The organism is Streptomyces sp. NPDC027672 (assembly GCF_055566335.1).
In genome coordinates this window covers 310,362-323,182 of sequence record NZ_JBVHSO010000004.1, presented here as the reverse complement: position 1 = coordinate 323,182, position 12,821 = coordinate 310,362, and the positions used below count along the sequence as shown (strand labels likewise).

At 75.2% G+C, this 12,821-nt stretch carries 5 protein-coding genes; all 5 read left to right on the top strand.

Annotated features, from left to right (window positions below):
* Positions 1 to 586 precede the first annotated feature (586 nt).
* Complete coding sequence (locus tag ACZ4SV_RS12595; protein WP_468003786.1) at positions 587 to 1,405, top strand: SDR family oxidoreductase; 819 nt, start codon at positions 587 to 589, stop codon at positions 1,403 to 1,405.
* A 181-nt stretch (positions 1,406 to 1,586) separates the two neighbouring features.
* Entirely contained in the window at positions 1,587 to 5,003 is a 3,417-nt protein-coding gene (locus tag ACZ4SV_RS12590; RefSeq protein WP_468003784.1) for an amino acid adenylation domain-containing protein, read from the top strand.
* 197 nt (positions 5,004 to 5,200) lie between these two features.
* Complete coding sequence (locus ACZ4SV_RS12585) at positions 5,201 to 7,018, top strand: non-ribosomal peptide synthetase (protein ID WP_468003782.1); 1,818 nt, start codon at positions 5,201 to 5,203, stop codon at positions 7,016 to 7,018.
* A gap of 45 nt (positions 7,019 to 7,063) precedes the next feature.
* Positions 7,064 to 7,273 carry an MbtH family protein gene (locus tag ACZ4SV_RS12580; protein WP_365878506.1) on the top strand — a complete coding sequence of 70 codons (210 nt, stop codon included), beginning with the start codon at positions 7,064 to 7,066 and terminating at the stop codon, positions 7,271 to 7,273.
* Positions 7,274 to 7,311: 38 nt separating this feature from the next.
* The gene (locus ACZ4SV_RS12575) at positions 7,312 to 12,816 is read left to right on the top strand and encodes a type I polyketide synthase (protein WP_468003779.1); all 5,505 of its coding nucleotides are present in this window, start codon (positions 7,312 to 7,314) and stop codon (positions 12,814 to 12,816) included.
* Positions 12,817 to 12,821: the final 5 nt, after the last annotated feature.

Sequence of the window (12,821 nt, the reverse complement as noted above, 5' to 3'; positions counted from 1 at the left end):
GTGGGGGCACGACCGCGGATACCGGCGGGAATTGGCGCACCGACGGAACTCCCGGATTCGGGTGGAGGCGTACCGTGCCGTCTGTGTAGACGGCGAGGCTAGACGGCCGATGTCCGTCGCGCAAGGCTGTCGCGGGGCCCGCCGATGACCTTGACGGCCCCTGGGGCACCTGTTCTACTGGCGGCTGTCACTGCGTGCTGTGGCCTTCGAAGGGCCATTTCTGAGCGGACGTTGAGGACGTGCGGGCGGGGGGAGCCCAGATGGGTTGAACGTGCGAAGTGTGCCCCGGTGTTCCGTGGCCCGGGAAGTCCTTTCCGCGTATCCGCCGATCGAGAGCCAAGCCGTACGGCCGTCCGATCCTCTGGTCATTGTCACCACCGGAAAACACAGGGTCGAGGAACGCATGCTGATCGAGGCGCCGAAACACCGCCGCCCGCTTTATCCGCCCGAAGACGCGCACCGGTCCGTCCACCGCAACGAAGTCGCGCCGCCGTCCTGGCGGACCGTATTCCCCCGTGTTCCCCTTCCGTTTCCCCTTCCGTGCGCCGCCGTGCGCGCGGCGGGCTGAACGGACGGGGGGACGGGCATGCGGATCGAGGGACGGATCGCCGCGATCACCGGCGCCGCACGCGGGCTGGGCCGCTCGCACGCACTGCTGTTCGCCCGGGAGGGCGCGGACCTGCTGCTGCTGGACCGCTGCCAGGAGGACGGGCCCCACGCGAGCGCCGGGCGCCGCGAACTGGAGGAGACCGCCGCCGAGTGCCGGCGCCTCGGCGCGCGGGTGGTCACCGCCGTCGCCGACGTCCGTGACCAGGCCGCCGTGGACGCGGCGGTCGCCGCCGGACTCGACGAGTTCGGCCGGATCGACATCCTGCTCAACAACGCCGGCCTGCTCACCCCGGGCGGGGTCCGTTCACACGAACTGACCGAGGAGGACTGGACACTGGTCGTGGACGTCAACCTCAACGGCACCTGGCGGTGCTGCCGGGCCGTGCTGCCGGCCATGGCCGCCCAGCGCTCCGGTGCCATCGTCAACACCGCCTCGGTGGGCGGGCTGGTCGGCTACGAGATGTACTCCGCCTACGTCGCGTCCAAGCACGCGGTGATCGGCCTGACCAAGGCCCTCGCCCTGGAGTACGGCCGCCTCGGCATCCGCGTCAACGCGGTCTGCCCGAGCACGGTGGCCGCCGGGGACCGGGCCGAGCCGTCCAGCACGGCCGCGGTCGCCGCGGCCATGGGCGCCTCGCTGGAGGACTACGAACGCAGCTCCGCCTCGTTCCACCCGATCGGCCGGCTGGTCTCGGCGGAGGAGGTGTCCGCGGCCTGCCTCTGGCTGGCGGGCCCGGAGTCGGCCGGCACCACCGGCGCGGCGCTGACGGTCGACGGGGGCTTCACCGCGCGGTGAGGCCGGGGCGGTGACACCGGACCCGCGGGTCCCGGTGGGGTGGGACGGCGCGGTGCGCGGGGCCGGCACGCGCGCCGGAGGACGGCGCGCGCGCCCGGGGAGAGCGCCCGCGTCCGAGGACGGCGCCCGCGCCCGGGGGCGGTCCGGCACGGCGGGCACAGAACCGGAAAGGAGTGGGGGGATGACCGGGAGACCGGACGACGCGCGCCTCGACGAGGCGCTGGAGCGGCGGCTGGCCGCTCTCGCACCCGAGCGGCGCGCACTCGTCCTGCGCCTCCTGGCGCGGGACGACGAGGAGGACCAGGACGAGCTGCCCGGCCTGAGCAGACGGCCGGCCGGACTCACCGACATACCCGCCTCCTTCGAGCAGGAGCGGCTGTGGTTCATGAACGAGCTGCTCACCCACCGGGAGATCTTCCATGTGCCGACCGCGCTGCGCCTGCGCGGCCCGCTGGACACCGGGGCGCTGCGCGGCGCGCTGACCCGGGTCACCGCACGCCACGAGGGACTGCGCACGGTCCTCAGGCCCGGCCCGGACGGCCCCCGCCAGGTGGTCCTGGAGACCATGGACACACCGCTGGCCGTCGAGGACTGCCGGACGGCCGCCGACCCGGAACGCGCGGCCCGCGAGCGCGCCTCGGCCGCCCTCGCCGAGCCCTTCGACCTGGCCACCGGCCCGCTGCTGCGCTGCCGCCTGTACCGCCTCGGCGACGAGGACCACCTGCTGCTGATCGTCCAGCACCACATCGTCTCCGACTACTGGTCGCTGGGCATCCTGCTGGCCGACCTGGGCGAGGCGTACGCCGTGGAGCGCGGCGCGCCCGACCGCTCGGAACCGCTGGAGCTGCACTACCCGGACTTCGCGTACTGGCAGCGCCGCACCCTGGACGGCGACCGCCTCAAACGCCAACTGGACTACTGGCGTGAGCAGTTGGCGGACCCTCCGGGCGTACTGCACCTGCCCGTCGACCGGCCCCGGCCGGCCGTCCGCGGCAGCCGGGGCAGCTTCCACCGGGTGGAGTTCCCGCCCGGTCCGGTGGCCGGGCTGCGCCGGCTCGCGCGGGAGAACGACACCACGCTCAACGTCGCCTTCCTGGCCTGCTACAGCGCCGCGCTGGCCCGCTTCACCCGCCAGGACGACCTGGTCGTCGGGGTGCCCGTGGCCGGCCGGCTCGGCGCCGCGCAGCAGCGCATGGTCGGCTACTTCCTCAACTGGCTGCCGGTCCGGGTACGCCTGGACGGCCGCCCCTCGCTGCGCGAGCTGATCCGCCGCACCCGGGACGCCTTCACCGGCGCCCTGGCCCACCAGGACCTGCCCTTCGACATGCTGGTGCGCGAACTCCAGCCGGACCGGGCGCCCGGCGTCACCCCCGTCTTCCAGACCTCCTTCAGCCTCCGCGACAGCGCCCCGACCCCGCCCCGGCTGCCCGGACTCGACGTGGAGTTCGCGGACCTGGACGGCGGCGCCACCCACTTCGACCTGATGGCCGAGCTGTGGTGCGAGGACGACCGGGTGGTCGGCTATCTGCCCTACGACGACGAGCTGTTCGACCCGGAGACCGTCGCCGCCCTCGCCCGCTGGACCACCCGGCTGCTGACCGCGGCGGCCGCCGATCCCGACCGTCCGCTCGCCGCCGTACCCCTGCTCGACGCCGCCGAACGGGCCGCCGTGACCCGCGGCCCCGACCCGGCCGCCCAGCACGTCACCGGCACCCTGCACGCGCGGTTCGCCGCCCAGGCGGCGCGGCGGCCGGACGCCGTCGCCGTCAGCGACGAACACGGCGGCCTCACCTACCGGGAACTCGAACAGCGCGCGGGCCGGCTCGCGCGGGTCCTGCGCTCGCGGGGCGTCGGCCCCGGCAGCGTCGTCGCCCTGCTGACGGACCGCACCCACGACCTGGTCACCGCCGTCCTCGGCGTCCTCGCCAGCGGCGCCGCCTACCTGCCGGTCGACCCGGACAACCCGGCCGAGCGCACCGCGCGCCAGCTCGCCGACTGCGCCGTGCCCCTCGTCGTACACAGCCCCCACCTGGCCGGCCGGCTGCCCGAGTCCGCACCCGCCGCCCTCGCCCTGGACTGGGCGGCCGCACCGCTCGCCGTCGCCCCCGTGACCTGGCCGGCCACGGACACCGGCCCCGGCGATCCCGCGTACGTCATCCACACCTCGGGCTCCACCGGCACGCCCAAGGGCGTCGTCGTCACCCACGGCAACGTGCTGCGCCTGTTCGCCGCCGCGGAACCGGAGTTCGCCCCCGGCCCGGACGACGTGTGGACGCTGTTCCACTCCTACGCCTTCGACTTCTCCGTCTGGGAGCTGTGGGGCGCCCTGCTGTACGGCGGCCGGCTCGTCGTCGTCCCGCAGTGGACCAGCCGCGCCCCCGACGCCTTCCTCGACCTGCTCGACCAGGCGGGCGTGACCGTGCTCAGCCAGACCCCGTCCGCCTTCCACCAGTTGGCCACGGTGGCGGTCGCCGCCGGCCGGCTGCCCGCCGCCCTGCGCACCGTTGTCTTCGGCGGCGAGGCCCTCGACCCCGCCGCCCTCGCCGACTGGTTCGCCGCCTTCGGCGACCGCCGGCCCCGGCTGGTCAACATGTACGGGATCACCGAGACCACCGTGCACGTCACCGTCCGCCCGGTCACCGCCGCCGACACCGCCCGGGCCGCCTCCCCGATCGGCGGCCCGCTGCCCCACCTGTCCCTGTACCTGCTCGACGACGAACTCCAGCCGGTGCCCGACGGGCTGCCCGGCGAGATCTTCGTCGGCGGCGGGGGAGTGGCCCTGCGCTACCAGGGCGCGCCCGCGCTGACCGCCGCCCGGATGCTGCCCGACCCCTACAGCCCCGTCCCCGGCGCCCGGATGTACCGCTCCGGAGACCTCGCGGTGCGCCGCCGCGACGGCGAACTGGTCCACCTCGGCCGGACCGACCAGCAGCACAAGATCCGCGGCCACCGCATCGAACTCGGCGAGGTCCGGGCCGCGCTGCTCCGCCTGGACGGCGTGGCGGCCGGCGCGGTCTTCGTCACCGACGACCGGCGGCGCGGAAAGACCCTGCTCGCCTGCGCCGTCCCCGCGGAGGGCGCCGGCCTCACCCCCACCCGGGTGCGCCGCGCCCTGCTGCGCACGCTGCCGGAGTGGATGGTCCCGGCCACCGTCCTGGTGGTCCCGGAGCTGCCCCTGACCCGCAACGGAAAGCTGGACGAACGCGCGCTCCTGGCGCTGCGCCGGGAGGAGGAACGCGCCCACGAGCCGGTCACCCCGCCCCGGGGGCCGACCGCCGAGGCCCTCGCGGCGATCTGGGCCGAGCTGCTGGACACCGGCGGCCGCGGCATCGGCGCCGAGGACAACTTCTTCGAACTCGGCGGACACTCCCTGATGGTGGTCCAGCTCGTCTCCCGCATCCACACCGAACTGGGCGCCCAGATCCCGATGGAGACGCTGTTCCTGCGGCCCGGTCTCCAGGAGATGGCCGACGCGCTCGACGAGGCGGGCCGCGCGCCCCGGGCCGGGATCGACGTCCCGGACGCGGACTGGCTCGGCACGCTCTCCGAAGCCGAGATCGACGCCATGCTCGCCGCGCTGGACGACGACCAGCACTGACCGGCCGCACGGTACGGCCGGACCGGTGCCGGTGCCGTACCGCCGACTCCCGGGCCCCACCGACCTGCACCGCCCCGGCCGTACCGACCAACGCTCCGGCCGTACCGACACCGGCAGCACTCCGGCCGTACCGACCGGCACCGCGCGGCCGGACCGCCGCGTTTCCGACACCCCCGCCGACCGAGGGAGCACGTCCCATGCAGCGCACCGTCCCCGCGATGGTCGAGGAGCACGCCCGGACCCGTCCGCGCGCCCTCGCGATCACCCGCGGCGCCGAGCGGCTCGACTACGGCGAACTCAACCGCCGGGCCAATGTGCTGGCCGCCCGCCTGACCGCGCACGGGGTGCGGCGCGGCTCCGTGGTGGGGGTGCACCTCGGCCGGTCCGTCGAGTGGGTGGTCGCGATGCTCGCCGTCCTCAAGACCGGTGCGGTCTGCATGTCGCTGGACCCGAAGGCCCCCGCCGAGCGGACCGCCCGGGCCCTTGCCACGGCGGCGCCCGCCGTCGTCCTGACCGGCGCCCGCGACGGCGGCGACCCGCCCCGGACGGTGCCGCTGCTGCCGGTCGACGACCTGGCCGCCGACCCGGGCGACCCCGGCGACCCCGGCATCGCGCTCCACCAGGACGACCTGGCCTTCGCCATGCACACCTCCGGCTCGTCCGGCCGCGCCAAGATCGTGCTCGCCCAGCACCGCTGGCTCACCCACGGGGTCGCCACCGGGGTCGCCGTCAACCGCACCACCTCCGCCGACCGCGGCTCCTGGCTGGCGCCCGCCGGCGCGGGCATCGCCGTCCACGAGGTGTGCATGCTGCTGTGGGCCGGCGCCTCCCTGCACATCGCCGAACCCGAGACGGTCGCCTCCCCGCCGGCCCTGCGCGCCTGGCTGCTGGAGAACCGGATCACCCAGGCCTTCGTCATCACCCCGGTCGGCGAGACCCTCCAGTGCCTCGACTGGCCCGCCGGCACCGCGCTGCGGCTGATGACCCTCGGCGGCGACAAGCTCAACGGCTGGGCGCCCGCGGGCCTGCCGTTCGAGGTGGCCGTGTCCTACGGCTCGCTGGAGGCGTTCCAGATCGCCAACTCCCTGCACCCCTGGGAGGACCGCCGCACCCCGGCGACCGCCACCGCCGCCGAGCGGACCGCGCCGCCGCCCGTCGGCAGGCCGCTGCCCGGCGTCACCGTGCACCTGCTGGAGGAGGACGGCATCACCCCGGTCGCCCCCGGCGCCATCGGCGAGGTGTGGGTGGACTCGCCCGCGCTGTCGCTGGGCTACCTCGGCAACCCCGCGCTCACCGCGCGGAAGTTCCGCCCCAACCCCTACGGACCGCCCGGCGGCCGGCTCTACCGCACCGGGGACGCCGGCCGGCTGCGCCCCGACGGCGTCCTGGAACACCGCGGCCGCATCGACGACGTGGTGAAGATCCGCGGCCACCGGGTGGAGGTCGGCGAGGTCGAATGGGCGCTCGCCCGCCATCCCCGCGTCACCCGGGTGTGCGTGGTGGGCGTGCCGGAGGACGGCCAGCACCAGCTCGTCGCCTGCCTCGTCACCGACGGACCGGTGGGGCTGCGCGACCTGCGCGCGCACGCCGCCCGGCACCTGCCGGACTTCATGGTCCCGGTGGCGTACGTCCTGATGGACGCACTGCCGGTCAACACCTCCGACAAGATCGACCGCCGGGCCCTGCCGCCCGCCGACTGGCGCACCTGGCGCCCCTCCCGCCCCTACCGGGCACCGCACGGCGAACCCGCCCTCGGGCTGGCGGTGCTTATCGCCGGCCTGCTCGGCGTCGAACGGGTCGGCGCCGACGACAACTTCTTCGAGCTGGGCGGCGACTCGCTGCTCGCCGCCCGGCTCCAGACCCGGATAGAGGAACGTTTCGCGGTCCGCCTGCCCCTGGACGAACTGATGGCGGCCGACACCCTCGCCGACCTCGCCGAGCGCGTCGCCCGCGCCGGCGAGCGGGGCGGCCGGACCGACCGGCTGCCGCCGATCGTGCCGCGCGCCCGTTCCTGACGCCCGCCAGCCCCCCGACCGCCCCACACACCGGAAGGTGCGCACATGACCGACGAACAGCAGTACCACGTCGTGGTCAACGCCGAGGAGCAGTACTCGATCTGGCCCACGGACCGCGAGGTCCCGGCGGGGTGGACCCGGACCGGCTTCGACGGCCCCCGGCAGCTCTGCCTCGACCACATCGCCGAGGTCTGGACGGACATGCGTCCGCTCAGCCTGCGCCGGCGGCTGGACGCGAACGGCGTCTCGGCGTGAACGGAACGGACGAGAACACCAACCGGAGCGGAGGGCACGTGAACGAGTACGAGGCTCGGCAGCCGGAGGAGCCCATCGCGATCATCGGGATGAGCTGCCGGTTCGCCCCCGATCTGACCGGCCCGGCGCTCCTGTGGGAGTCGCTGCTCGCCGGGCGCGGCTCCGTCGGGGAGATGCCCGCCAAGCGCTGGGACCCGTACGCGGCGCAGAGCCCGGACGCCACCGCCGTCCTGCGCCGGACCACCCGCAAGGGCATGTACCTCGACGACATCGAGGGCTTCGACGCGGAGTTCTTCCGGATCACGCCCCGCGAGGCGGAGTACCTCGACCCCCAGCAGCGTATCCTGCTGGAGCTGGCCTGGGAGGCCCTGGAGGACGCCGGGGTGCCGCCGCTCTCGCTGAGCGGCACCGGCGCCGGGGTGTACATGTCCGCCAACTCCAACGACTACGGCAGACGGCTGCTGGAGGACCTGTCGCGCACCGGCGCCTGGGCCGTCAACGGCACGACGTTCTACGGCATGGCCAACCGGATCTCCTACTTCCTCGACGTCAAGGGACCGAGCATGGCGGTCGACACCGCCTGCGCCGGGTCGCTGACCGCCCTGCACGTCGCCTGCCAGGGCCTGCGCCTCGGTGAGGCGCCGGTCGCGCTCGTCGGCGGCGTCAACATCATCGCCAGCCCCGCGCTGAACGTCGCCCTGGACGCGGCGGGCGCGACCTCCCCGGACGGCCGCAGCAAGGCGTTCGACCGCGCCGCCGACGGCTACGGACGCGGCGAGGGCGCCGGCGTCGTCGTCCTCAAGCGGCTGTCCGACGCCCGCCGCGACGGCGACCCCGTGCGCGGTCTCGTCATCGGCAGCGGCGTCTACCAGGACGGCCGGTCCGACGGCATGATGGCGCCCAGCGGCGCGGCCCAGGAGCACATGCTCCGCGAGATCTACGCCCGCGCCCGGATCTCCCCGCGCTCCGTCGACTACGTCGAGGCGCACGGCACCGGCACCCAGGCCGGCGACCGCGCCGAGATCCACGCGCTGGCCGCCGTCTTCGGCGCCGAACGCACCGCCGGCGACCCCTGCCTGGTGGGCACCCTCAAGCCCAACATCGGTCACGTCGAGGCCGCGTCCGGGATCGCCGGAGTGATCAAGACCGTGCTGGCCATGGAACACCGCGCGCTGCCGCCCAGCGTGCACCGGGAGCCCGACCCGGAGCTGGGCTTCGGCGACAACGGACTGCGCCTGCTCGCCGAGACCACGCAGTGGCCCGCCCACGACGGCCCGCGGCGCGCCGGTGTCTCCAGCTACGGCGTCGGCGGCACCATCAGCCACGTCATCCTCCAGGAACCACCGAGCACGGGGACCGCCGCGCAGCCGTCGCCCGCCGGCACGGCCGCGGAGCCGTCATCCGTCGGCACGACCGCGCGGCCGGCAGCCACCGCCGGGGCCGTCCCGGAGCCGGCAGCCACCGTCACCGTCGAAGAGCCGGCAGCCATCGCCGCCGTCCCGGAGCCGGTCGCCGGTGAGGCCGGGCCGGAGGCGGACGGTGGGGCCGGGCCGCGGGTGTTCCCGTTGTCCGCGATGTCCGACGCGGGGGTGCGGGATCTCGCCGGGGCCGTCGCCGGCTGGCTGCGCGCCCATCCCGGGGCCGCCCCGGACGCGGTCGCCCACACCCTCGCCCACCGCCGCTCCCACCTCGACGTGCGGGCCGCCGTCGTGGCCGGGACGGGCGCCGAACTCGCCGCCCGACTGGACGTCCTGGCCGCCGGCGGCCGCGCCCCCGAGGTGGTCACCGGACGCGCCCTGCCCACCGCCGAGGGCCCCGTCTGGGTGTTCTCGGGCCACGGCGCCCAGTGGACCGGCATGGGCCGCGACCTGCTGCGCGACGAACCCGTCTTCGCCCGCGCCGTCGACGCCCTCGCCGGGGTCTTCCAGGAGGAACTGGGCTGGACCCCGCGCCAGGTGATCGAGGACGGCGGCCCCTGGACCGTCACCGTCGTCCAGGCCATGACCTTCGCCGTCCAGGTCGCCCTCGCCGAGACCTGGACCGCGCGCGGCCTCGTCCCGAAGGCCGTGATCGGCCACTCGGTCGGCGAGATCGCCGCCTGCGTCGCCGCCGGCGCCCTCGATCCGGCCGACGCCGCCCGCTTCGCCTGCCGGCGCGCCCGTGCGCTGGGACGGATCGCCGGCCGCGGCGGCATGGCGCTGGTGGGCGAGGCGCTGGACGACGTCGAACAGCACCTGGAGGGCTGGGACGGCCTCGTCGCCGCCATCTGCGCCAGCCCCCGCTCCACCGTGGTCTCCGGGGACGCCGACGCCATCGGGGACCTCGTCACCGAGTGGACCTCGGTCGGCATCGAGGTCCGCCGCGTCGACACCGACGTGGCCTTCCACAGCCCGCACGTGGACGAGGTCCTGGACGAGGTCACCGAGGCGGCCCGGCAGCTCACCGCCCGCACCCCGCACACCACCCTCTACAGCAGCGCCCTCACCGACCCGCGCGGCACCGCACCGCGCGCGGGCGACTACTGGCGCACCAACCTGCGCGCGCCCGTCCGCTTCGCGCAGGCCGTGACCGCCGCCGTCGAGGACGGCCACCGGGTCTTCCTGGAGGTCTCCTCGCACCCCGTGGTCGCGCAGTCCGTCCGGGAGACCGCCGAACACCTGGGCGTCGACGACCTGCACGTCGCCGTGTCCATGCGGCGGGACACCCCGGGCGTGCCGACCCTGCTGCGGGCCCTGGCCGAACTGCACTGCCACGGCGTCGCCGTCCGCTGGCCCGGCCGGCACGGCGAACTGCTCCCGCTGCCCACCACCCGCTGGCAGCACCGGCCGTACTGGATCTTCCCGGAGAGCCCCGCCGAGAGCCACGGCCGCGGCCACGACCCGGACACCCACACCCTGCTCGGCGGCCGGATGACCGTCGCCGGCTCGCCCGCCCAGCAGGTCTGGCAGACCCACCTCGACATGGACTGCCGCCCCTACGCGCAGAGTCACAAGGTCGTCGGCGTCGAGACCGTGCCCGCCTCCGTGGTGCTGCACACCTTCGTCACCGCCGCCACCGACGGCGACCGGCGCCCGGGCCTCAGGGACATCGTCTTCCGCACCCCGCTCGCCGCCCAGCCGCCCCGCGTCGTCCAGATCGTGCTGGACCAGAACCAGGCCCGGCTCGCCAGTTGCCTGCGGCGCGACGCGGGCGACGACGCCCACCAGGAACTGGAGTGGCTGACCCACACCACCGCCACCGTCGACCGGGGCGCCGTCGTCGGCGCCCGCCCGCTGGAGGACGTCCAGGCCATCAGGGACCGCTGCCCCGAGGAGTGGACGTGGACCCGGGTCGACACCATGTTCCGCAACATGGGCGTCGACGGCTACACCTTCCCGTGGGTGGTCACCGAACTGCGGCGCAACGACCGCGAACAGCTCGCCACCGTCGTCATCGACCACGAGCCCAAGCTGCACCCCAGTAGCTGGACCGCCGTCATCGACGGCGCCCTCACCGTCAGCGGCGTACTGGTCACCAAGGAGGACGCCACCTCGCTGCGCACCTCCTCGCACATCGAGGCGATCGCCTACCGGGGCGACCCGCCGCCGCGCATCACCGTGCACACCGTCCGCTCGGCCACCGACCCCGACACCACCATCGACGTACGGATCGCGGACGACAGCGGCCAGGTCGTCTGCGAGGTGACCGGACTGCGCTACACCGTGGTCCAGGACCGCCCCGGCGGCATCATGGCGCCCCGCGAGCTGGTGCACGAGATCGCCTGGCGGCCCGTGGAGGCCAAGGAGGGCGTCCGGCCCGCCCGGCTGCTGCTGCTCGGCGACCCGGCCGTCACCGAGGCCCTCGCCCGCGACCTGGGCGACTCCGGGGTCCGCTGCCGCCGCCTCGCCTCGGCCACCGAGATCGCCGAACTCTCCCTCGACGAGCCCGGCGTGCTGCTCGTCGCCCCGCCCCGCCAACTGCCCGACGAGACACCGGAGGAGGCCGCCGAGCGCTGCTCCTGGAGCCTGATCGAGGCGGTCCAGGCACTCGGCCGCCGGCTCGCCGAACGGCCCGACCCCGATACCGAGTCGCCGCTGCGGCTGTGGTGCCTCACCCAGGGCGTCCGCCACCCCGGCCGGCAGAGCTCGCTCGCCCACGCCCCGCTGTGGGGCATCTCCCGGATCACCGCGGGCGAACGCACCGACCTGTGGGGCGGCGTGCTCGACGTCGACGCCGAACTGTCGGACTTCGACGGCGACACCCCCGCCCGCGTCCTGCGGGTGCTGTCCGCGCTGCCCGGCGCGGAGGACGTCGTCTCGCTCACCAAGGACGGCGTCTTCGTGGCCCGGCTCACCCGGATCGACCGGCCCGCCGGGTCCGGCGGGGTGCGGTGCCGGCCCGACGGCACCTACCTGATCACCGGCGGTGTCGGCGCGCTCGGCCTGGAGGTCGCCCGCTCCCTGGTCGAACGGGGCGCCCGCCGGCTGGTCCTGGCCGGCCGCGGCGGTCTGCCGCCGCGCTCCGGCTGGGACCGGGTCGAGGACCCGGCGGTGCGCCGCCGGATCGACGCCGTCCTCGCCCTGGAGGCGCTCGGGGCCACCGTCCGGGTGCTCGCCCTGGACATCGCCGACGCGGACCGGGTCGCCGCCGCCCTGGACCCCTCCGCCCTGGACCTGCCGCCGATCCGCGGTGTCGTGCACGCCGCCGGCGTGGTCGCCGACGCTCTGGTCGACCACGTGGACCGGGCCGGACTGCACCAGGCCATGGCCCCGAAGATGCTCGGCGCGATGAACCTGCACCGGATGTTCCCGCCCGGCACGCTCGACTTCATGGTGTTCTTCTCCTCCTGCGGCCAGCTCGCCCGGCTCACCGGCCAGGCCAGCTACGCGGCGGCCAACTCCTTCCTGGACGGACTGGCCGCCTATCGCGGGGCGCAGGGAGCCACCGAGACCGTGAGCCTGGCCTGGACCTCCTGGCGGGGCGCCGGCATGGCCGAGACCACCGCCGGCACCACCACCATCGAGGCGGAGTCCCGGGGCCTGGGCAGCATCTCGATCGCCGAGGCCTTCCGCGCCTGGTCGTTCGCGGACCGCTTCGACAGCCCGTACTACGCCGTCCTGCGCGTGCTGCCCGAGCGGCGGCTGCCGGTCTTCAGCGAACTGACCAGTGCCGCCGAGGACGACGCGGCGGTCCCGGGCGGCGCCGTCGACTGGTTCTCGCTGACCGGCGACGAACTCGCCGAGCAGGCCCTCGCGGAGGTGAACGAGCAGGTCGCCGCCGAACTCAACCTGCCCGCCGCGGACATCGACGCCAACCGCCCGCTCGTGGACCTCGGCGTCGACTCCGTCCTCACCGTCGGCCTGCGGGTCCGGCTCAACCGCCGGTTCGGCATCGACCTGCCGCCGACGATCCTGTGGAGCAACCCGACGGTCGCCTCGCTCGCCGGCTTCCTGGCCCAGGAACTGGCCCGGCAGGCGGCCGAGACGGCCCAGTCCGCCGAGACGGCCGAAACGACCGAGACGGCCGAGGCGGCCACCGTGACCCGGGCCGACGAGGAGGAGTAGCCACC